The following is a 23,298-nucleotide window of genomic DNA, read 5'->3' on the forward strand; positions in this document are numbered from 1 at the left end:
AACAGATGCAAAAAATGTGGGCAGAAAGAGGGCTGTTTATTTTCTTTTTGCCTCCCTACAGCCCACATTTAAACATTATAGAAAGACTATGGAAAGAAATAAAAGCAAGATGGTTAAGGCCTGAAGATTACCTGAATGAACAGCAATTGTTTTATTCTACAAATCTCCTACTGGCTGCAATAGGAAAAAACCTGAAAATTAACTTCTCAAAACAGCAAAATTAATTAAACATATTTTTGACAACATACTTAGATAAAACAATATTTCATTATTTACAGTAGTTTAAAAAAGTTGATAATGTATTCATATTCCTTACTAGTTTTCCTCAGTAATGATTTTTTTTAATAATATATTAATAATATAACAGTAGTAAATGAAGAACGTATAAAAAAAGCAATTTAGGATGACTTACGTACACTTACAAGACAATAAGATTAAATGAAAAAATTAATAATATTTATACTGTTGCTTTCATGTTTAAATTTAAGAGCACAAAGGCACAACTTAATTCTTGAACAAACATTTGATAATGATATAGGTATCTGGTTTGAAAACAATATGATCCAACCCTATTCAGCTACTGTTTCGAACTTTACACAAAGAGCCGGAGGCAAATCCTTACAAGTTGATTTAAGAAAATTTGATGGTTATAGGGCGGAATTTGGTACAGACCCCAAAAAATCCTTACCGGAACAATGGGCAGGATTTTCAATTTTTTTACCAAATGCTTTTGCAAAAGATTTCTCTGAAGAGGGCATTATGCAATTTCAAGCTTATCCTGACTTTAATTTAGGTGAAGATTGGAGAAGTCCACCACTGTTATTAGGTATTCTTAACGATCATTATATTCTTGATATGAGAACGGATAGTAACGCCGTTACAGTACAAGGTAATTTTGCTTTTGAAAGGATAGATTTAGGGTTAGTAACAAAAAATACCTGGACTGATTTTATATTTCATATTAAATGGGCTTATAATAACACCGGTATATTAGAATTATGGAAGAATGGTAAACTTGTGTATAGCAGGTTAAATAAGCCAAATAGTTATAATGATAAATTGTATCCTTACTTTAAATGTGGTATTTATAAATGGGATTGGGAGGGTCCAAGTAATTCTGTTACTACAGAAAGACTACTTTACATAGATGAAGTCAGAATAGGTAATGAAAAAGCTACCTACTGTGATGTTTTTCCCGGAACGCTAACTAAGCCTTATATTACAGGTTCTATAAAAAGAGAACAGTGGGACAACGTAGGCGGTACAAGCATATCAGACATTCCGCTTACAATAACACCCTCTTCAACCAGTCAGTTAACTTCTTTTGAAGGACCATTAAACATAGCAGATAATTACGGTTCACGAATTCAGGGTTATATCTGCCCGCCTCAACCCGGCAACTATACTTTCTGGCTTGCAACAGATGATGCAGGTGAGCTATGGCTTTCAACTGATAGTACCACAGCTAATAAAGTTCGGATTGCAAATGTTGATGGCTGGACTAATTATCGGGAATGGGGTAAATATTCTTCACAAAAATCTGCTGCAATTACCCTACAGGCAGGAAAAAAATATTACATAGAAGCCTTGCAAAAAGAAGGGGGCGGCGGCGATAACCTTTCGGTACAATGGCAACTACCCGACGCAAGTATGGAAACACCGATTGCAGGAAGCCATCTTTCGCCTTATGTAGATACAACTGCTTTAATAAATCAGACGATTACTTTTGCAGCGCTTCCTTCTAAAACGACCTCTGATACGCCTTTTACATTAAGCGCTACTGCTTCATCCGGCCTTGCCGTGAGTTTTAGTGTTATTTCTGGTCCGGCTACCATTTCCGACAGTACTGTTACGCTTACCGGTGAGGGTAGTGTAATTGTAGAAGCTTCACAAGCGGGGAATTCTGTTTACAATGCTGCTACAGGCGTTATACAAAGCTTTACGGTTTCAAGTGCTGCTACCTGTTCGGCAACTGGTACCATTTTACGGGAAGAATGGGATAATGTAGGCGGAACAAGCATATCAGATATCCCGCTTACAACAACACCTTCTTCAACCAGTCAGTTAACTTCTTTTGAAGGGTCATTAAACATAGCAGATAATTATGCTTCAAGAGTTCGGGGATAAATTTGTCCTCTTCAAACCGGAAGTTATACTTTCTGGCTTGCAACCGATGATGCTGGCGAACTTTGGCTTTCTACCGATGACCAGCCTGTTAATAAAATCAGGATTGCCAATGTTGACGGCTGGACAAATTACCGGGAATGGGGTAAATATCCTTCACAAAAATCAATTTCAATTACGTTACAGGCAGGAAAGAAATATTATGTAGAGGCCTTACAAAAAGAAGGCGGCGGCGGCGATAACCTTTCCGTACAATGGCAACTACCGGATGGAACGATGGAAACGCCGATAGCAGGGAGCCATTTAGCGCCTTATATTTCTCAACAACTCAGCACATCTTCTCTTGCTGCCAGTATGATTGGAAGTACAATAACATTAAATGATCCTGCAACAGTGAAAGCAGGGTTGTACATTTATCCTAATCCTGTTTCCAACCAAACAAATGTAGAATTTACATTAACCGAAGCAGGGCAAACGGACATTGCATTAATTAACACAAAAGGCCAATTTATTAGTAAACTATTTACCGGACCAACCGAAGCAAACGTTAAAAAGAGTTTTATATTAAATGCAGAAACTTTAAAGAACGGTGTTTATATTATCAATTTAATAAGTGGTAAAAATAGTTTTACTAAGAAAATTGTTGTAGTAAAATAGTAAAGATAGCAGCAGTTCTTGCAATGCATAACCATCAAATAAATCAGTAAGTTTTTTGATTAAGATTTTATTGTTATTAATTTCCTATAGAAACGATACTGTTTTTAATGGCATAAAACGAAGTATCAAAAGCCATCTTCCCTCCAACAATCAAGTAACTTTCTATAAGGCTAACTTTTAAAACACCAGCTACGTAAAATTTATTATAAAGAGTTTATATTGGGTTGAACCTAATCAATCTTCAACCAACATACTTATTTTAATAACTTAATGGAATTAAGCCCGGTGCCCAAAAAATGAGAAATCGCAATTTGCTGCTCAGCCTTATTTATTTAATGTGCCCGAAGCTAAAAAGGAAGTAATCAATACAGATCCTAAAACTTGTTTACGCATTTCCCTAACATGGTTTGTACAACAAAGGCTATCCGGAAAAGTACAACAGCAAGAACGGGATTTTGTGGAAAAGCAATTATGCCGAATAGGTTAGTTCCGCTTGTGTTGCAGCAACTACAATGGTTCTTTTATCGATTATAAATTAATATTGCAGGTAAAATAGAATCCTTATTGCGCAGAAAGCCATTTTTCCACCGTATCAATTTGCAGTCCAATTTCAGCAATCTGGAAGTCGTGCAGCCATTGGTCTTTCTGGCAAACCCAGCCTGTTAGCTGCCTGCAAAGTGTTATATTAATCAGCACATTTCGTCCTATAAAATTGTATATTTCATGGTTTTCTGTTATTACAGTACCATAAACGCGGCCAAGTGTAGGGCTGGTAAAATATGCTTCCATTTGCTTTTTTAAAACAAGCAGTACATATTTAATACCAGCTTTGCTATTGCCTTTAACAATTTGGTTTTTGCAGATCAAAGCTAATTGTTAGGCGCTAAATGCTTCTTTGACACTTTAGTTTTACAAGCTTCCCGCGTAAAAAATTCTTTTTTTAAACGGATGAGGAAATTTTGATGCAGGGCTTTCTACAATTTGGGGAACGGCAATCCACAGTTCTTATTTTAAAATCGTTGCTGCACCCATACCTCAAATGCTTCTTTTAGCAAGCAAATTTTTAGGTGCTAAAAGAAGCATTTGAGGTATCAGCTTGTAATAAGCTAAACTGTGTTTAGGTGATCAGGATTGAAACCCTTTTAAATACCTTGATTAAACCTACTGCTTTAAAGCACTATTGCTGTAAACATGGTATTCTCCCGGGGCCAAAACCATGGAATATGGAAGCGAAGTTACACTAATGCTCTTGCCGCTGATGTTATCGTACCAGGTGCCAACAGCCGGAAAACTAATGTTGCCGGTTTGTGCAACCACATCAAAATTACCAACTACTTCTACATGAACGCCATCCGTACCGTTTAGCTGAACTGTTTTAATAGCATTGGCCAGATCGTACTTAAAATTTGTGGTGGTAAAAACAGCATTCTTAGTTTTCATTTTAATCATCATGGCATAAACATCATGTAAATGTTTTCTGTTCGCATCGTTCAGGTAATCCCAGTGAATTGGTTTTTCCCCTGTCCTGCCATTTTGATCAATGCTGATATCATATCCTAATTCACCAAACTGCCATAACATTTTTGGCCTCGGGGCCGAAAATAAAAATGCTGCCGCCATCTCTTCCCGTGCTAAACCTGTTGCCAACGTTTTAACATTATAACTTCCGGAACTGTTACCGTAAGATCCGTTCTTAAACTGCAAGCGTTCCTCGTCATGGCTTTCAAAATAACCCATGGCGTTGTCGTTAGCAAAACCATGCTGATCGTAAAATATCCATTGAAAATTCCAATCGGTATTATAACCCATTGTGGCCTGGTTGGCATTGTAGTTTGCATTGGCCCAGGGCATCATTCCCTGGGCAGCTAATTCTGCTTCTTCCTGGTTAACCGCAAAATGTTCCAGGACCACATAAACACCGGGATCGAGGCTTTTCATATAACTGTTATAGGTTTTCCACAAGGCAACCCGGCTTGCATCATAAGCAGACCAGGCAGCATCGGTTGTAGAATTAGTTTGGGTAAACCCTTTGGATTGATCAAAACGGAAACCATCAATATGATATTCCTGTATCCAATACTTCATCACATTTTTAGTATAATACTGCGTTGCCGCACTCTGATGGTTTAACTGATAGCCAACCGCATAAGGGTGCATGTTCTGTGCATCAAACCAGGGGTTACTTACCGAAGGCGAACCGGAAGATGTAGCATACATTTGCACCATTGGCGATGAACCAAACTGATCTTCCAAAACAATATCCTGTATTACAGCAATGCCTTTTGCATGGCAGGCATCAACAAAAGCTTTGTATGCGTTTTTAGTGCCATAATATTTATCCAAGGCAAAACCAAAATTGGTATTGTAGCCCCAGGAAGAATTGCCTTCAAACTCGTTTACCGGCATCAGTTCTATGGCATTCACACCCAGGTTTGCCAGGTAAGTAAGCGAATCTTTTACGGTTTGATAGTTATGCGCAGCAACAAAATCACGAACATGCAACTCATAAACTACCAGGTTTTTAGGATCCGGACGGGTAAAAGAAGTATTTTGCCAGGTGTATGAAGGCTGTGCATAAAACATGGTACTTACTATTCCGGTTGTTGCACCTGCTGGATAAGCTTTTAAGTTAGGATAAGTATCTGCTGTGATGTATTTATCGTTGTCTGGGTCCAAAACTTTTTCGGTATAAGGATCGGCAACTTTTATAGAATTATCAATAAAATACTGGTAAGCATATTCTTTTGCCGGGTCCAGGTTATTAATCTGGACCCACCAGCGGTTGCCATCCGTGGTTTTAACCATGGCCGTTGGCTGCCAGTTATTAAACTCGCCAATAACACTTACCGAAGTTTTACCAGGTGCATATAAATTAAAAATAGCTGATTTACCTGAGTTGATAAAAGTAACGCCATCGCCTGCTGCAGAAGGGATTCCGGTGGAAATGGTTGTAGCTGGAGCGGAAACTTCTCTTGCAGCCGAATTTTTCTTACAGGCCACATTCAGGAAAAGCAAAAAACTGATTAGCGTCAGGCTAAAGTTTTTGTTCATGATACCATGTAGTTTAATGTTTAAAAACCGGTTATTTGTTTGCTATACTTGTGCTTACCATTTTTTTAGTGGTAAAAGAAGCATCTGCTTTAGAAGGTTTACCAGGTTGCTTCTTTTGCTTAAAAACCAATTGTAATCCTGCTGTTGTCGTTTTTAAAGGTGATACTTTTGCTGTCGTGCCCTTCGGCAACATTTGCAAACCCTTGCGGATCAAAAGTAGAAACCGGTGTTAAAAAAGAAACATATTCACTTTTTAGTTTAGATAATGAACCGTTAACTTTTAAAGTTGATGTAGCATCAAAACCATGCAATATTACTTTTATGGTATTGAATTTGGATTGGAATTGTCCTTCTGCTTTTTCAAACACGATGCTTCTTTTACCAGGTAAAAATTCGATGTTTCTTTTGTAGAAGTTGCCGCTTTCGTTGCCAAAGCTTTCACCGTCATCTTCATAATAAACAAAATGGTTATTGATGTCGCCTTTGTAAATATGGACTACCAAAGTATCAGTTGGTTTTTGCGCGGTTGTTTGTACCAAGGACTGCATCGGGACAATGCTGCTTTCTTTTACATAAACCGGCAACTTTTGCAGGGAAAGCTGGATGATCTTTTCCTGATTTCCGTTTTGTACGTTATCAGAATACAGATCGTACCATTTGCCTTTGGGAAAATATACTTTGCCAAACTCTTTTGTACTCTCGAAAGGCGCAACTAAAAAAGCGCTGCCGAATAAATACTGGTTTTGAAATTGTGTATCGTAAATTTTAGGGTCGAAAGTATAATCAATGGACAGTGAACGGTTTACCGGATGTCCGTTTTGGGTGGCTTCGTAAAAAGTGGAATACAAATAAGGCAACAGTTTATAACGAAGGTTGATGTAGTTCCGGGAAATTTCCATCACTTCTTCACCGAAAGTCCATGGCTCGGAAGATTTGGTATTAACCGCCGTATGGTTTCGGAAATAAGGACAAAAAGCACCAATTTGGATCCATCGCGCATATAAAGCAGAAGTTGGGTTTCCGGTAAAACCGCCGATATCCATCCCGGTAAAAGCAACGCCGCTTAAACCTAAACTGTTTAACAGCCGAACGCCGGCGATCATGTGGTCATCTTCAGACCGGTTATCACCCGTCCAGATCGCAGTATATCTTTGCAAACCTGCATAGCCAGAACGGGTCAGAACAAACGGCCTTTTGTTCATGGTATTGCGCGCGCCTTCATAACTTGCCCTTGCCATTTGCAGCGCATAAACATCGCGGGTTTTAAGGTGGGAAGCAATCCGGCCATCGTAATTAAACAGGATGTTATCGGGCATCTTCTGTCCCCAGGTGGCAATCTCGTTCATATCGTTCCAGATGCCGCTCACGCCGTCCTGTGCATACTGGTTAATTTCCTTTCCCCACCATGCCCTTCCCTTCGGGTTGGTAAAATCAGGGAAGTTGCACCAGCCCGGCCAAACCTGCCCGGTGTAGTTCGTGCTGTCGGGATATTTAACAAAGATATTTTCTGCCAGGCCGCGCTCGTAAACGCCGTAGCCTTTTTCCTCTTTTACGCCCGGGTCAACAATAACGGTGATCTTAAAGCCCATTTGCTTGAGTTTGTCTGTCATGCCTTTCGGGTCAGGGAAACGCTGTTTGTCCCAGGTAAAAACCTTGTACTTGTCCATGTAATGGATATCTAAAGTAATACCATCGGCAGGGATTTTCTTTTCGCGAAGTGTTTGTGCAATACGGTAAACTTCTGTTTCCGGGTAATAACTGTAGCGGTTTTGCTGATAGCCCAGGCTCCACAGCGGCGGCATTTTCATCCGGCCGGTTAACATTGTATAGGAAGAAATTAGGTCAGCAACATTTTTGTGGTAAATGAAATAGTAGTTCATCTCTCCGCCCCTCGCCCCAAAAGACGAAAAACGGTTGTTACTGGCGCCGAAGTTGAAGTCGCTCTGGTAAGTGTTATCCAAGAAGATTCCGTAGGTGAGGTTATCGTGGATGCCGATGTAAAAAGGGATAGTGGAATAAAGCGGGTCCTGGCCTACAGCATAACCAAAGTTATCTGTATTCCAATTAGTGTAACCGTTTCCTGCCCTGTCCAGCGGGCCGGTTTTCTCACCCAAACCTATAAAACGCTCGTCTTTCTGCATTTTCCGGTAAGCCGTAACCGATTCGTTTACCCAGGAAGTGTTCAATCCTTTTTCTTCTTCGTTGATGGATTTGCCATCCAGGGTAAAAAAAGATACGCTAAAAGGGGCTTTGCCGATAATGGCTTTAACAGAATCTGTTATGATGGTAACCTGCGCCGCGTTCTGCGTGATGTTAACTTTTGTTGTTTGAGGCTGCGCAATAACAGCATAAGAAAAATCTGGCTGCAGGGCTGCTTTGTCTAATCTTACACGAATAATTGAAGGCGAATAAACCGTTATTTCTGCCTGCGCATACTGGGTTGTTATTTTGATTTGCTGCCCGCTGATGTTAACATTGGTAACGTTGCCTGCTGCTTTTACCGTAGGATTCTGGGCAAAAACGGAAAAATTAGAAAATGCCGCTGATAATAGAACAAGAAAAGCTTTTGGTACAAATTTCATGCAATGCTTATTAAAGAGATAAAATACGAGAGCAATCAGAGAAAGATCACTAAAGAAAGTGACTTTCGCTGATTGCATTTATTGATAAGCTTATTGCTTTGTTAAAGTGTAGGTTAAGGCATTCATATCTACATGGAGCTTAAAAGTGCCGGCACTCGGGAAAGTTAAATTACCACCAGTAGTGCTTAAAGTACCGCTGCCGCTACCACTACCGTAGCTAACATTCCATGATTTAGCGGGTGTAATTTTAAAGCCAAAATCTGTTGTAGTAGCCGGAACAACAACAGTACCGTCATAAATGCCATTGCTTGATGGCGAAGCGAGACTTGGTACAGTGGCCGAGGTTGGGTCCCATCCCTGATAACCGCCTGGCACGTAAACATAAGAAGTTAAAGAATAAGGCGTAACGGTTAAGGTAACCGCATTAGAATAAACCGGTGTTTCGTTAGCTGCAATAACAGATTTAGTACGTACCTGTATCTGTGAGGAAGTGCCCGTAGGTAAACCTAAATTTAACAGAACCGTATTTAATGCGCCAACCGTTACTGCTGTTGAAGGTGTTGTTGCTGATATTTCGCGTGCAGAAGCAAAATTATTACCTGCTTTATCCATTTGTAGTGTATAGGTAATACCTGCCTGATAACCAGTAACCGGCGTAGCAGCGAAGCTGAAAGTAACTGCCGTATTGGATGAGGTGGCCAGAGACAATGCCGGGGTTGTTGTTGATGCTGTAAGCGTACCGGCAGTACCAATAGCTGCAACTATCTTTGTTTCATCTTTTTTGCAGGATGAAAACAGCATTAATAGAACACTGCTTAAAGCAAGAAAGGAGATTAATATTTTTTTCATAACGAGTGTATGCTGAGTAACCTCCGACTTGAATTTACAAGCCGGGGGTACAATTTTAATAACCTGTATTTTGAGTTAGATTAGGATTATTGGTAATATCACTTGTAGGGATCGGATACAAAGTGCGGAAAGACTCAACACCTTTCCCGTCTTTAATTCCGCCTTTCCATGGCCATAAGTAAGTACTTGAGGTAAACATTCCAAAACGGATTAAATCTGTCCGCCGAAAACCTTCCCAGTACAATTCCCGCCCTCTTTCAGGTAAAATATCACTTAAAGCCAAACTGGTTAAATTACCAGTTGCGTTGCTATACGCACGGGTGCGTAATAGGTTTACGTATTGTAAAGCAGTACCTGTACTGCCGCCGGTACCGCCGCGTAAAACTGCTTCTGCATAAACTAAATACATTTCTCCTAAACGAAACAAAGGAAAATCAGTTGAACAGAAAGTACCGTTGGATGAAGCTGCAGTTGTACCGGTAGATGTTAGGTTTTTAAATTTTACTACAGCTAAACCTTGTGTAAAATCAGTTTCATCGTTCATTACTGTGTTTGTTCCATAAAACATAGCACGTTTATCTGTTTTTCCTGAAGGATCGGAGAATAAGGCAGGTAAATTTGCTGTACTACGGTTACCGCCCCAGCCTCCATTAGGAACACCATAATTTGACGGCCCCATTGCCCCGTTTATAGAAGCATTGATAATATAAGTAGTACCACCGTAATTTTGTGTGTTAACACCATCATAATTGATGGTTAAGATATTTTCTGATGTAGCAGAATTAGTGTTATTATCAGCTAAAAACAGGTTTGCATAACTGGATGATAAAGAATAACCGGCACTGATTACTTTAGAAGCATAAGTAATGGCATCCGTATATCTTCCGTTTCCTGTTCCCAGGTAAACTTCTGAATTGAGGTACATCCGTGCTAACAATGCCCAGTCTGCTGCCTCATCTGCACGGCCATATTCATTTTGTTTTGGTGCAACCAGTAACGGGTCAATCGCTTTCAGTTCAGATTCTATGTAAGCAAACAGCTTTGCACGAGAGATTTGTGCCGGATAGTATTTTCCAATTGGCGTGGTTTCATCCACGTAAGGAGGGTTACCAAATAAATCCATCAAAACCCAATACTGGAAAGCCCTTAAAAAACGGGCTTCTGCCCTATAATAACGAACATTAGTTGCATCTGTACCAGTAATACCACGGCTTGCTAATTTATCATCTGTTGATTCGCGGATAAAAGCATTGGCAACGGTAATCTGATAGATTGACCGGTTGTACAAACCATTTAACAAAGTATTACTTGCGGCCCAGGTCATGTTATGAAAATCTGGAACGCCAACATCATTCCAGGCACAAACGGCTTCTTCTGTTGGCCACTCCTGGGCGCTCCACCATAAACGCAGAAAATCAGAAGTTCCGGCATCTATCCCGCCTAAATCAGAGCTGGCATTGCCATTGCTGCCGGTTAAAGCAAAAGCACCATATACTTTTGCCAGCGATTCTTTATAACCTGCAGGTGTACTGTAAAGAACATCGGCGGTGGTGGTATTGGTCGGAACCCGGTTCAGGTCCTTTTGACAGGAAACCAAACTAACAGCTATTAAAGCTATTATGGTTGTATATTTTAATAAGTTCTTTTTCATATCTTATTTACTTACGCAATCTTAAAAACCAAGGTTTAAGCCTAAAGTATATGTTCTTGGGCGCTGATAAAAATTGTTATCAATACCGTTATAAACCTCAGGGTCAAGGCCCTGATACTTAGTAATTACAAATACATTTTGAACGTTAGCATTTAAACGCAGGTTTAAGCGGTTATTGTGGAATATGTTTCCGAAATTATAGGCAAGCCCTGCATTGTCCATTCTAAGGAAAGATGCGTTTTGAACATAGTAATCGGATAAGTACTGACTGTTTGTAAAACCAGTGTTGTAAATATCTGAACTGCCATTATTAATTAAACCTGCTGTACTGATAATAGTATTTTGCGTACCTAAATTTGCCGCAGTATTGTTATAAATATAATTACCTAAGCTCGCGCGCAAAACAGTGCTTACAGTCCATTTTTTATAAGACACATCTGTACTAAAGCCCATTAATACTTTAGGATAAGGGTTTTTATAATGATAAAGGTCTGCTGAGTTAATTACGCCATCACCGTTCAGGTCCTGGAAAACACCTTGTAAAGGTTTACCATTTGCATCATATACCTGTTTGTAAACTAAAAAGGCATTTGGCGAATAACCAACAGTATTGTATTCAATATAAGTTCCGGTAGCCCCGGAAATAGGATAAGTTGTATTAGCTACGTTTCCTACACTGGTACCTTTTGTTGCCGATAAATTGGTTATCTCGTTATAATTATAAGCAATGTTATAATTAATATTCCAGGTAATATCTTTCGTTTTTGCAGCTATTGCCCTGATACTAAATTCGACGCCCGAATTTTTCATATTCCCTACGTTATAGGTTAAAATATTAGAAAAATTAGTACCGGCAGGAACAGGGATACTGGACAGCAGATCTCTTGTTTTTTTGTAATAAGCATCGATTGCACCACTAATCCGTTGATTAAAGAAACCAAAGTCAAAACCGGCATTATAAGCTTCAGTAGTTTCCCATTTTAAGGTTGAATTATATGCCGATGGCGCATACATATTATAGAACGTGTTGCCGAACTGATATTGTGATGCTGTTACACTGTTATAATAAGTTGGCAGATACCCGTAATTACCAATACCGGCCTGCTGGCCAGTAACACCATAGCTTAAACGTAATTTCAGGTCTGATAAGGCCTTTGCATCTTTCAGAAAGTTCTCATCACTCATTCTCCAGGTAAAAGCAGCAGACGGGAAAACGCCCCAGCGGTTATCAGGGGAAAATTTAGAAGAACCGTCTGTACGCAATGATCCTGCAAAAATATACTTGGTATTAAACGTATAGATTAAACGGCTGTAGTAAGATATTAACGTAGACCGTGGCTTATCGAAAGGATAAGTTGGTGTTGAACCTGCAATGAGTGTTCCGTTTGCACTATAAGTAGGATAATTGAAGGTTGTGGTTAGGAAATCATAATAACCATAACCTGCTGTTGCATTGATGTTACTGTTTAAAGCTTTAATATCACTGTTATAGTTCAGGTAAAATTCGCCTGTAGTATTGATAATATTTTGGTGATACTCAGAGCTGGAACCTAAAGTACTATAAGACTGCGCTGCGTTTGCAGGTATAAAAGTACTGCCGCCGCCTTTTGAAGCATCATAACCTAAATTTAAATTAGCACGCAAAGCTTTTAAAAACGGAAAGCGGTAATCTGCAGTAAAATTGCCAAAACTTCTGTAAGTATCGCCATTGCTGTGGTAATCTTCTAAAACACCAACAGGGTTACGGGAAGCATTTGGGTTAATGCCGGTTGAAGCTACACCAGGCGTATTATACCACTCATAATAACCGTTCCAGGGAGAACCTGCAACATATATGGGTTGTGTAGGGTCAAAGCTTGCAGAAGCCCCGATAGCGCCTTGGTTAGCAAAACGACTTTTAGCATAAGTGCCGTTAACGTTAAAATCAAGCTTTAAATCATCATGCAATAATTTAGGACTTAACCTTATTGCAACAGTAGGGCGTTGTAAATGATCAGTTTTTAATATACCCGTTTCGTCCAGGTAACCTACAGAAACCCGGTATGGAATATTTTTGGTTGTTCCGGAGATGCTTAAATTATTATCAGAAGTAAGGGCAGTTTGATAAATTGCGTTTTGCCAGTTGGTATTTGCAGTGCCAAGCATGGCTGTTCTGTTGGTACCATTAGCAGCATCATAAGCTTTTACATAAGTACGAATCTCATCAGCAGATAAAACACTTAGTTCACCTTCTTTGGTGGATAAAGAGTTTTTAGTAGAAAAATTGATTACCGGCTTGCCTGCAGTACCTTTTTTAGTGGTAATTAAAATAACGCCATTGGATGCCCTTGAACCATAAATTGCTGTGGATGCAGCATCTTTTAACACCGTAAACGTTTCAATATCATTTGGATTGATCAGACTTAAAGGATCGGCAACACCAGAAATAGTGGATGTACCATCCGGGTTTCGGTTTGGGGCAAGTGGCACGCCATCGATCACAATTAAAGGATCATTGCTGGCATTTAAAGATGCGCCCTGGCGGATACGGATAGTTGTACCGGCACCAGGCTGGCCACTATTGGTAGTAACAGAAACACCGGAAACTTTTCCCTGGATCAATTCGCCGGGAGAAGTGGTGGCGCCCTGCTGGAAATCTCTCGCAGAAACAGTAGAAATTGCGCCGGTAACTTCTTTACGGGTTTGTGTACCGTAACCAATAACAACCACTTCGTTGAGCGATTGTGCCGTAGGCTGCATCTGGAAATTAACCTGAACATTTCCACTACTAACGGTTATTGTTTTTTTAATGGCGTTATAACCAACAAAATTGGCCGTTACTCCATAAGTCCCGGGTTTTACACCGGTAATCCTAAAATTACCATCAATATCCGTTGTAGCACCTAAAGTGGTACCATCAACGGTTACACTTGCACCTGGTAATGATAGGTTTTTCTCGTCCAGTACCTTTCCCGAAATACTTCCGGTTTGTGCAAACGACCAGACGGAAAGCATTAGAAATGTACTTAAAAGCACATACTTTTTTAAATATAGTTTTCTCATTGATTTATATAATTTTTACTGGTAAAAGAAGCACTGTTATTAAATATGAACTTGTTTGATCCGTTTATAATTGGTTTATAATTCTGATTAAATTAATAGGTTTCCTTTTGGCTTAATAACATCTATTTTTAGTGCATAAAAGAAGCACGGCAGTATTTTAGAACATTTAAGTTGGATGTAGTATCATCTTTTTTATTTTTATAATACAATAAATTCAAAAACTTATATTAATAATTACACTCTTATATCATCACCTTTTTATCAGTGTACATACTGTAATTAAATTTATTTAAACCCGAAATTTTCAATAAGCTCTGATAGCTTCTTTTTATTACAAAAAACTTAGTCTATAAAAACAGCAATTGGTTATCTATATTCTATTAGCCTGAATTGTTTACCGGCTTTTTATAATTGGTTTAATGGATCAAAAAAACGCTAATGTTCTGCTAAACGACCTATAACAAACAAAACCTTTGTTTTTAATCTCAACAAAGAAAAGCAGTATTAAAATCATTAGCTAAGTTTTAAAGAAGCATTAAAAAAAATATAAACTATTTTAATCTTAAATCCCTAAAAAACAAATAGTTATTAATTTAAAGCCCCTTAAAAATTTAAGGTTTAATGCCGATTTTTAAGGGTAAAAAGAGCATTTAAAATATGTATTGCCTGATTAGTTAATTTGCTGTTATCGGTATCTTCCTATAAAAGTTTTTGTTATAATTCACGCCTAAATCTTTCCCGTTATCAACAGGAAAAATCCTGAAAAATGATGGCCATGTAATACTGCTTTAAACGAAATAAGCGGCATCCATATAAAAAGCAATAAAAAGGTTTTAGAATATTTATTATTATTCTATAATATTTTATCATAAATAAAGCTGGCCCTTCTTCTATATTACTGTTCCGGGGCAAAATTGATGTCTCTTTCATCATGAATAAACAGTACAGAAACTGCTGCGCATAACATAAAAACACCGGCAAGCACAATAGCATAAATAGCATGCCCTCCAAAAATGTCTTTTACAATTAATCCGCCAAACAAGCCATTAATAATTTGCGGTAAAGTGATGAAGAAATTGAAAATCCCCATATATACCCCCATTTTTTGAGAAGGAATGGAGCCGGATAAAATAGCATAGGGCATAGCCAGGATACTTCCCCAGGCAAGGCCAATGCCAATCATAGAAATAATGAGCACCTTAGGGTCCTGAATAAAAAAGATGGAGATTAAACCTGCTCCGCCTGCCATTAAAGAAAAAGCATGGGTAACCTTCCGGTTAGTTGCACGTGCAATAGCCGGAAGAAACAAGGCATAAATAGCAGAAATACCATTGTAAATCCCGAACAATATACCAACCCAATTACCGGAATTTGCAAACGCTTCTGATGAAGTATCAGTTGGCGCAACATGGTAAATTTGTTGTGCAATAGCTGGCGCGGCAAAAACCCACATGGAAAATAAGGCGAACCAGGAAAAAAACTGCACTAAACCTAACTGGCGCATGGTTTGGGGCATACTCAGGAAATCCTGGAAAATGGTTAAAATACCACCTGTTTCTGCTTTGGATTCTTCTCCGTGAAAAGCAGTATGTTCTTCCGGCGGATATTCTGTGGTGGTAACAATAGTCCATAAAAGGCAGACCATTAAAACTACTGCACCTGTATAAAAGGAAAAAAGAACATTATCTGGAATATGATTTTGATCAGCAGTTTTAGAAATGCCTAAGTATTCAGAGAAAATATAGGGCAGCCAGGAACCTGCTACCGCGCCAATACCAATTAAAAAGGTTTGCACCGAAAAGCCCATTCCGCGCTGGCTATCCGGCAGTTTATCTGCAATTAAAGCACGGAAAGGTTCCATGGCCACATTGATTGAGGCATCCATAATCATCAGCATGCCGGCCCCTACCAATATCGGTGGTAAAAAATAGGCCATAAAAGAAGCATTGGGCAAAAAAACCGAAGCTGATGCAGCAAGCAACCCTCCAGTTAAAAAATAAGGTTTCCGCCGGCCTAACTTTGTCCAGGTCCGGTCGCTGTAATGCCCGATAATTGGCTGTACAATCATTCCGGTTAGCGGCGCTGCCAGCCAGAAAAGCGATAAATGCTCTACATCGGCACCAAAGGTTTGTAAGATGCGGGAAGCATTTCCGTTTTGCAGGGCAAAACCAAACTGGATCCCCAAAAAACCAAAATTCATGTTAAAAATCTGCCAAAAGCTTAGCCGTGGCCGTTCTAAAACTTCTTTCATAAACCGGTTATATAATTGGTAGGTTTAGTTTAAACATCGGGCTGCCTCTCACTTCAGCTCGAGTATGGTAACTGATTTTGCAGGCAAACCTAAATTACTGATGGAGTTAAGCTGCTCACCTGTCATTACATTTAAAGCTTTTGTAAATCCTGCAGTCCGTTCTGTAAAACGGTCAGTAGTAATTGCAGATGGTGTTTCGTTACTATTGTAAACAACCATAACCGTTTTTTGCCGGTCGTAGCGAAAGTACACGTAAACACTGTTTTGCGGGATGTACTGCATCAGCTTTCCGGTTTGCAAGGCTGTTGAGTTTTTTCGGTAATTGGCCAGTTTTTGTACATAATTAAATGCTTCGTTTTCTTTTTCTGTACGGTCGGCAGCCGTAAACTTGTTTACCTGATCGCCCGGCCATCCTCCCGGAAAATCCAAACGGACCAAACCGTCAGGGTTGGAAAAATTCTTCATTAAAATCTCATCACCATAATACATCTGCGGAATGCCGCGCATGGTTAGCAGAAGCGCCATTCCGGCTTTGTACTTGTTAAAATCTTCTCCTACAACCGAGTAAAACCGGCTCATATCATGATTATCCAGAAAAATCACATTCCGGGTTGCATCCTGGTATAAAAAATCCTGTGCTACAATGGAGTACAAACGGTTGACGCCGTCCGTCCAACCATTTTTTCCGTTTAATGCTTCGTTTATGGCATCTTTTATTTGTCCGTCTGTAACACCCGGCAGTTGTGTATCAAAACCACGGTTTACCGTATTTCCCTGTGTAAAATAAGCTTGGTTTGCTACCGACCAAACCAGCGTTTCGCCATAAATAGAGAAATGCGGAAACTCAGCTTTAACTTTTTTTGCCCAATCTGCCATGTAAGCGGCATCATTATAAGGATAAGTATCTAAACGAAACCCATCCAAACCAGTATATTCTACCCACCAGATGTGGTTTTGGGTGAGGTAATTTTGAACGTACGGATTACTCTCGTTCATATCGGCCATACTATGATCAAACCAGCCATCCAGCATAATTTTTTTATCGATAAAAGAAGCATGCGGGTCCATTACGGCAGCATCACGAAAATTGGAATTGGTATATTTTGGCCATTGATGTACCCAATCTTTCATTGGCATGTCTTTAATCAGCCATGATTCTGTTCCGATATGATTATGGACTAAATCTTTAATCACTTTTAATCCCATCGCATGGCATTTTTCTACATAAGCTTTATACAATTCGTTGGTGCCGAAACGGGGATCGATCTTATAATAATCGGTAACGGCATAACCGTGATAAGAAGCATGCGGCTGATTGTTTTCTATTTCCGGTGTCATCCAAACAGCGGTTACGCCTAAATCTTTCAGATAACCCAAATGGTTCATTAAGCCCTGAATATCGCCACCGTGCCGCTGGTAAATAGAATCGCGGTTTAACGTAGTTTCCTCCATGCCTTTCACTACATCGTTGCTTTTATCTCCGTTCGAAAACCTGTCGGGCATCAAAAGATAAATCAAATCTTTACTGGTAACGCCTTGTGCACGGTTAGCTGCAAGGTTGCGGGCTTTCAGCTCATATTTAAACTGTAGGTTTTGTTGTCCGGAAGCCGAAAACACGATTGGAAAACTACCTGGTTTAGCTGAGGGTGCAATCTCCAGATCAAGAAACAAATAGTTTGGGTTTTCAACTTTATGCACTTCTGTAAGTTTTACACCCGGATAGTTCAGTTTTACACTGCTTGCGGCTATGTTGTTTCCATGTATTAGCAATTGCAGTTTCGGGTCCTTCATTCCTACCCACCAAAAAGCTGGTTCTACACGTTCTAAACCGGGTATTTGAGCAAAAAGGCTACTTCCCAGAAAAACAAAAAAAAACGTAACGATTAATTTAAATTTCATTTAGATGTACTTTTTTAAAACACGGTTATCGTATCTGCTATCAATACCAATTTTATCTTAACCAGGATTAAAAACAAAAATATCCTGTAAAAACAGCAACTGGTTAAATAATATGCTTAGCCCTACTTTGGCTAAATTTTATAATTGGTTTGCGGATAAAAACACTGCTTTATGTTGCTCAACCTGCAACTAAACTTGCTTGTGTTTTTAACGTTTAACAAAGAAAAGCAGTCTGAAAACCAATACCTAAGATTTAAAAAGCAATTAAAAAAAATATCAGGCTTTTTTAAAATAAAGGATTTATCTTCAATAAGTTATATAAAAATAACCATCAAAGAATTTAAAGCTTTTCCCGGATTTTTAGTTGATAAAAGAAGCATAACCACAACTATTTGCAGTTAAACCACTAAAAAGGGAAGCATTTTTTACCAGAGGAAATATTAAGGCAACAGAAGCTTAAAATATTGCAGAAGCTTAATCGGCATCAACTGCTTTAATGGCCATAATGCGCTGCTCAAACTGTTCGCCATGGACCAATGATTTTGCTTTCATCCGCATTTTATATACGTAGATGGTTTTTTCCGAATATTCCAGGATTTTTGCAATCGTTTCGTTATCAGAAATACCTAAACGGATCAAGGCAAAAATCCGAAGATCGGTGGTTAGCACTTCATGTTCTTTCGGCCATATCTGGTCTTCCTTCTTAAAAAGGGCATTAAAAGAAGTAATGAAGTTGGGAAATATCTTAAGAAAAACCTGATCGAAAGTATGAAAAAGCATTTCCCGTTCTTTTTTGATCTGGATAGTATTGATAATGGCTGGAATATCATCGTATTTTTTAACCGACAACTTCATATCAACTGTACGTTTCAGTTTTTCTAATTTAAGGATGTAACCGGATATCAAATCAAAAAAATAACCGATGTATTCTTCTTTAATATGCGTATCTTCCACTAATTTATGGTTGATAATTTCCAGTTCTGCGTTTTTATCCGCTATAATTTTCTCTTTTATGCGAAGGTCTTTAAGCTGCTTAAACAATTTAACAGATACCAGGATAATTAACAAAGTTAAAAACGTGGTAGAAAGCAAATAGACCAGAAAACGCATTTTTTCTTTTTCTGTTAAACTGAGGTCCTGAGCGGCAATAATAGACAAAACGCTGCTGATTTGTACCTGGCGTTGTCGTGCGCCGTAAAACTGGGCGTCGTCCATTGCTTGTTGAATGTACTGGTAAGCATTTTTAACATCTCCGTTTTGATACAGCTTTTCCGAAAGCCAGAATAATGCTATCGTTTCTTTGGTGGAAGTTTGAATATCATTAATTACTGCTTTAACCAACATATTTATTCCCTGCTGCTGCTGGTCGGTAGCAAAATAAACATTGCTTAAAGTAGAAGCAACAATAGCAATTTGGTGCTGTGTTAAACGATGCTGGTTTAAAAGATTTACAAAACCGGCTTCTGCAGCCTTATAATTACCCTTTTTAAATTGTCGGTAACTTTCGTAGTAATTACATTCATAAGAGCCAGGTGTGCTAATTGCAATTGCAGAATCCAGGTACTTGCTTGCTAACTGATTATAATAAGGTGTATAATGCCGATCACGGTCAAAAGCAGCAATATCATAATTGGCACGGGATAATAAAGCATAAAATTCAACCCGGGTACTATCGCTTAAAGTACGGGCATTTACGGCATTCAATACTTCGAATGTTTCCCTGAACATTCCTGCCGAAAGCAAAATGAAACCTAATTTTACTTTGCTGTATGATTCTTTGTTTCGATCGTGCAGTAACCCGCTTAAACTTTGAAGCTTCCCGGCATAAACATAAGCAGAATCATACTGATAGGATTTGTACTGGTTATATAGCTGCACACAAAGATTAAACTGATTTTCAGGACCGGCCAGCTTTGGGCTTTTAAGCTCTTGCCTCAGCTTTTGAATAGTTGCTTCTTTCCGGCTATCGTAAACTTTCTTTTTACTAAATTCCAGTTTTAGTTCTTCAAAATCTGTTTGTGCCGAAGTAGTTGCAAACCCGGAAAAGGATACTACCGTTAACAAAATTGAAAAAATAAGCTTTCGCATCAGATATATTTTAACCAAAAACAAATTAAGCTATATTAAAATTGAAAATATGACAACAAGAAAAAAACTGCTTTACTATAAAACGGTTTCTTCAAGTTAAATTGCAGCAGCAACTGCTAAAAAAGCAGAAGATTGGCCAATGCTTCTTTTACCGGATAAAAATCAATAATGTTATACTGCGTGCGGGGTAAGGTAAGGTGTTAATGTATCAACCGGTCAACTTTGTTAAGCAGCACGTCCATTTCAAAAGGCTTTTCTAAAAAGTCATCCGCACCGGCATCCAGGGCAGATTGTTTAATATCACGACTGGCAGAGATCATAAGTACAGGAATATCTTTTGTAACTGCATTACTTTTTAACTGTTTGCAAATTTCCCGGCCGTCGTGGCCAGACATCCAAATATCCAGCAGTATCAAATCCGTATGATTTTTTACAGCTTCGGTTACGGTTGCGCCATCATATGTGTAGGCTACGTCATAATCCATCATTTCAAGCATCATGGTAATAGAATCTACAATACCTGCGTCATCATCGGCAATCAAAATTTTTTTAGAAGCGGTTTTCATTTAACAAGTAGCATTATCAAGTAACAAGTGCTACAACCTTTATTTTGTTTTCTACCAGTAATACATAAACCGGATGTTTTAAAACTAACGGGGCAACGGTAACGAAAAACAGAAAGTAGAGCCTTTCCCTTCAATAGAATTTACCCATATTTTTCCGTTTAAACGTTTTACAATCTCGCAAGAGATATATAAACCTAAACCCAAACCCGGAAAAGTATGTTCTTTGGCTCCGCTTACCCGATAAAACTGCTCGAATACTTTGTCTTTTTTATCTTGACTGATCCCGATCCCGAAATCCTGCACGCAAAGTTCTACAAATGCACCTTTTTGTTCTGTACAAACAATCACTTCATTTGCATCAGGAGAATACTTGATGGCATTGGTAAGCAGATTGGTTATTACCTGGCTAATGCGGTCTGTATCACCAAAAACCATTCCCTGAAAGTAAAGCTGCTTCTTAATTTTATGCCGGAAAGAAGTACGCTGTACATCTTCAATTACCTCTTCTACCAGTTGGTTAAAATCAAAACCGGTTACATTAAACTGCATTTTTCCGGTATGTATTTTGGTTACATCCAGTAAGTCTGCAATTAAATTGTTCAATCGGTTTACCTGTTTATCCAGTTTCCCGAGCATATCTGCTTTTTTCGTATCGCCATCCCGCCTAAACATCATTTCAAGCACCTGTGCATAAGCTTTAATACTGGTTACCGGTGTTTTAAGTTCGTGGCTGGCAATCCCTAAAAAATTATCTTTTTGCTGCTGCAACTGCTTTTGCTCGGTAGTATCTACGCAGGCGCCAATAAAACCTTTAAAGCGCTGTGCCTCGTCGTACTGCGGGTTACCTGTACAAACTACCCAACGCTCCTGGCCGTTCGTATGCAAAACCCTGAACTGATTTTCATGATACCGGCGTTTTTTAAAATCATCCGCAAAGGCCGCATAAGCATGTTTTACATCTTCCTCATGCACGGTATCCAGCCATCCTGCACCCAAATGGTTTTCCAAAGGTTTGCCCGTCCACCTGATCCAGGTTTCGTTTACGTAAGAAATATTGCCAAATTCGTCCGTGATCCATAAAGCAGTTGGCGATGCTGCAGTAATGCCACGGAAAAGGGCTTCACTTTCGAATAGCTTTTGCCTTGCTTTAACACTTTCGGTAACCTCGGTAGCTACTTCTAATACGCCCGTAATTTTGCCTCCTTCCAATAGCGGCGAATAAGAAAAATCAAAATAAGCTTCTTCAAAATTACCGTTGCGGTTTAACTGTACTTGCATATCATAACCGAAATAAGGCTGGCCAGTATGGTAAACGTTGTATAAAATATCCAGGAGCGGCTGGCCTTCAAGTTCGGGCATAACTTCGAGTAGTTTTTTCCCGATAACAGCTTCGGTTTTACCCAGCATATTCAACATGGTTTTATTGGCTTTAGAAACCTTCATTTCTTCTCCCCGAAAAACAACCATTGCAACTGGCGACTGGTCCATCATGCTTCGGAAACGGTTCTCGCTCTCTAAAATGCGGTGCTGGTTTTTCTGCTCCTGCATGTAATTATACCCTTTGCTAATGGCTGTGCCGATATAAATACCTACAGATTCTATAAAATGCTGGTACTCGTGGTCTAATTTTCGCCGGGAAGAAATACCTGCAACCAAACAACCGGTAATTTTTGTTTCGCCGATGCTTAAGGGTACAATTAGTGCTTCCAAACAGTTTTCCGGCCAGCAGGAAGCCACAGGAGCTTGCAGATAAGCAGTTAAATCTTTTATATGTACAGATTTTCCGGATCGGATTGTTTTTTCCAGCGGCCAGGTTATATCCTGCACATCTTTTAATTCTATGCCTACCGCAGCAGATAAAGTAACCTCATCCTTACTATCAACAGGGGCGGTAAAAAGCAGGCAAAACGGCAGGTCTTTTTTAGCTGTTTCCAGAATTTTCGTTCCGGTTTCAATCCCTTCCGTAAAAGTATGTACAGCATTTAACTGCAAGAGCTGGTGTAATATTTGGTTTCGCCTTTCATTAATTACACGGTAAGTAGTTTCTACCACGGCATTAAATACGCCGCCAACGCTACCATCAGCAGCTATAATGGGAGATAAAGTGTAATCAAAATAGCATTCTTCCGTGTAACCGTAGCGTTTCATGGGAAGTAAAGCATCTTCTGAACGGATAGACTCGCCGTTTGCCAGTACGTTTTTAAATTCGGCATCCAAACCGTCCCAAATTTCCGGCCACACTACTGCCCCCGGTTTACCTAATGCCCAGGGATGTTTGTTGCCTGGAATAACGCTCCAGGCATCATTATAAATCAAGGTAAAGTCTTCTCCCCAGTAAATAGCAATTGGAAAACCGGAATTAAGGCAAATACTTAACGCAGATTTTAAACTGTCTGGCCAGGCAGCAGGTCCGCCTAAGGAAGTTCGAGACCAGTTTGTAGAACGGATCAGTTCTCCCATTTTACCACCGCCTTGCAGAAATTTATCTGTATTTGTAAGCATATCAATTAAAAACGCAAAAGTGCTAATGATTTATAA

14 protein-coding genes and 1 pseudogene are annotated in these 23,298 nt (G+C 39.2%); 4 read left to right on the top strand and 11 right to left on the bottom strand.

All coding sequences use genetic code 11. The features are described from left to right. The 4 genes and pseudogenes from GO621_RS18775 to GO621_RS07585 form a co-directional block, all read left to right on the top strand. A partial coding sequence (locus GO621_RS18775) for a transposase (protein ID WP_232335608.1) occupies nt 1–224 on the top strand: 224 nt, incomplete at its 5' end. Nucleotides 225–558: 334 nt separating this feature from the next. Further along, complete coding sequence (locus GO621_RS07575; RefSeq protein ID WP_198170171.1) at nt 559–2,127, top strand: heparin lyase I family protein; 1,569 nt, start codon at nt 559–561, stop codon at nt 2,125–2,127. After that, nucleotides 2,128–2,355: pseudogene (locus GO621_RS07580) on the top strand (hypothetical protein); the annotation flags it as partial. 45 nt (nt 2,356–2,400) lie between these two features. Beyond that, nucleotides 2,401–2,781: a T9SS type A sorting domain-containing protein gene (locus tag GO621_RS07585; protein WP_157566078.1), complete on the top strand. Its 381-nt coding sequence runs from the start codon at nt 2,401–2,403 to the stop codon at nt 2,779–2,781. Nucleotides 2,782–3,342: 561 nt separating this feature from the next. Here GO621_RS07585 and GO621_RS07590 read toward each other — a convergent pair. The 11 genes from GO621_RS07590 to GO621_RS07640 all read right to left on the bottom strand — a co-directional run bounded on the left by GO621_RS07590 (nt 3,343) and on the right by GO621_RS07640 (nt 23,262). Next, nucleotides 3,343–3,570: a hypothetical protein gene (locus GO621_RS07590; RefSeq protein ID WP_157565704.1), complete on the bottom strand. Its 228-nt coding sequence runs from the start codon at nt 3,568–3,570 to the stop codon at nt 3,343–3,345. Nucleotides 3,571–3,942: 372 nt separating this feature from the next. Beyond that, nucleotides 3,943–5,832 (bottom strand): alpha-amylase family glycosyl hydrolase, encoded by a 1,890-nt coding sequence (locus GO621_RS07595; RefSeq protein ID WP_157565706.1) that lies wholly within the window; start codon nt 5,830–5,832, stop codon nt 3,943–3,945. Between the two features lie 119 nt (nt 5,833–5,951). Next, the gene (locus GO621_RS07600) at nt 5,952–8,414 is read right to left on the bottom strand and encodes a glycoside hydrolase family 31 protein (protein WP_157565707.1); all 2,463 of its coding nucleotides are present in this window, start codon (nt 8,412–8,414) and stop codon (nt 5,952–5,954) included. Between the two features lie 90 nt (nt 8,415–8,504). Beyond that, nucleotides 8,505–9,263 carry a SusE domain-containing protein gene (locus GO621_RS07605; protein ID WP_157565709.1) on the bottom strand — a complete coding sequence of 253 codons (759 nt, stop codon included), beginning with the start codon at nt 9,261–9,263 and terminating at the stop codon, nt 8,505–8,507. 55 nt (nt 9,264–9,318) lie between these two features. Next, the gene (locus GO621_RS07610) at nt 9,319–10,914 is read right to left on the bottom strand and encodes a RagB/SusD family nutrient uptake outer membrane protein (RefSeq protein WP_157565711.1); all 1,596 of its coding nucleotides are present in this window, start codon (nt 10,912–10,914) and stop codon (nt 9,319–9,321) included. Between the two features lie 21 nt (nt 10,915–10,935). After that, nucleotides 10,936–13,956: a SusC/RagA family TonB-linked outer membrane protein gene (locus tag GO621_RS07615; protein WP_157565713.1), complete on the bottom strand. Its 3,021-nt coding sequence runs from the start codon at nt 13,954–13,956 to the stop codon at nt 10,936–10,938. A gap of 895 nt (nt 13,957–14,851) precedes the next feature. After that, complete coding sequence (locus GO621_RS07620) at nt 14,852–16,207, bottom strand: MFS transporter (RefSeq protein WP_157565715.1); 1,356 nt, start codon at nt 16,205–16,207, stop codon at nt 14,852–14,854. A gap of 48 nt (nt 16,208–16,255) precedes the next feature. Next, entirely contained in the window at nt 16,256–18,106 is a 1,851-nt protein-coding gene (locus GO621_RS07625) for a glycoside hydrolase family 13 protein (protein ID WP_157565717.1), read from the bottom strand. A gap of 474 nt (nt 18,107–18,580) precedes the next feature. Next, a complete protein-coding gene (locus GO621_RS07630) occupies nt 18,581–20,194 on the bottom strand; it encodes a DUF6377 domain-containing protein (RefSeq protein ID WP_157565718.1) in 1,614 nt (537 codons plus the stop codon). A 200-nt stretch (nt 20,195–20,394) separates the two neighbouring features. Then, nucleotides 20,395–20,760, bottom strand: coding sequence for a response regulator (locus GO621_RS07635; protein ID WP_157565720.1), 366 nt, complete (start codon nt 20,758–20,760; stop codon nt 20,395–20,397). Between the two features lie 84 nt (nt 20,761–20,844). Continuing rightward, on the bottom strand, nt 20,845–23,262 hold the full coding sequence (locus tag GO621_RS07640; protein ID WP_157565722.1) for a PAS domain S-box protein: 2,418 nt from the start codon (nt 23,260–23,262) through the stop codon (nt 20,845–20,847). Between the last annotated feature and the right edge of the window lie 36 nt (nt 23,263–23,298).

The organism is Mucilaginibacter arboris, assembly GCF_009754915.1.
GTDB lineage: Bacteria > Bacteroidota > Bacteroidia > Sphingobacteriales > Sphingobacteriaceae > Mucilaginibacter_A > Mucilaginibacter_A arboris.

Bases quoted from the DNA above. Each gene is read 5' to 3' on its own strand.
- GO621_RS07615 (WP_157565713.1), bottom strand. From the start codon at position 13,956: ATGAGAAAACTATATTTAAAAAAGTATGTGCTTTTAAGTACATTTCTA.
- GO621_RS07575 (WP_198170171.1), top strand. From the start codon at position 559: ATGATCCAACCCTATTCAGCTACTGTTTCGAACTTTACACAAAGAGCC.
- GO621_RS07610 (WP_157565711.1), bottom strand. From the start codon at position 10,914: ATGAAAAAGAACTTATTAAAATATACAACCATAATAGCTTTAATAGCT.
- GO621_RS07590 (WP_157565704.1), bottom strand. From the start codon at position 3,570: ATGGAAGCATATTTTACCAGCCCTACACTTGGCCGCGTTTATGGTACT.
- GO621_RS07640 (WP_157565722.1), bottom strand. From the start codon at position 23,262: ATGCTTACAAATACAGATAAATTTCTGCAAGGCGGTGGTAAAATGGGA.
- GO621_RS07585 (WP_157566078.1), top strand. From the start codon at position 2,401: ATGGAAACGCCGATAGCAGGGAGCCATTTAGCGCCTTATATTTCTCAA.
- GO621_RS07600 (WP_157565707.1), bottom strand. From the start codon at position 8,414: ATGAAATTTGTACCAAAAGCTTTTCTTGTTCTATTATCAGCGGCATTT.
- GO621_RS07620 (WP_157565715.1), bottom strand. From the start codon at position 16,207: ATGAAAGAAGTTTTAGAACGGCCACGGCTAAGCTTTTGGCAGATTTTT.
- GO621_RS07635 (WP_157565720.1), bottom strand. From the start codon at position 20,760: ATGAAAACCGCTTCTAAAAAAATTTTGATTGCCGATGATGACGCAGGT.
- GO621_RS07595 (WP_157565706.1), bottom strand. From the start codon at position 5,832: ATGAACAAAAACTTTAGCCTGACGCTAATCAGTTTTTTGCTTTTCCTG.
- GO621_RS07625 (WP_157565717.1), bottom strand. From the start codon at position 18,106: ATGAAATTTAAATTAATCGTTACGTTTTTTTTTGTTTTTCTGGGAAGT.
- GO621_RS07605 (WP_157565709.1), bottom strand. From the start codon at position 9,263: ATGAAAAAAATATTAATCTCCTTTCTTGCTTTAAGCAGTGTTCTATTA.
- GO621_RS07630 (WP_157565718.1), bottom strand. From the start codon at position 20,194: ATGCGAAAGCTTATTTTTTCAATTTTGTTAACGGTAGTATCCTTTTCC.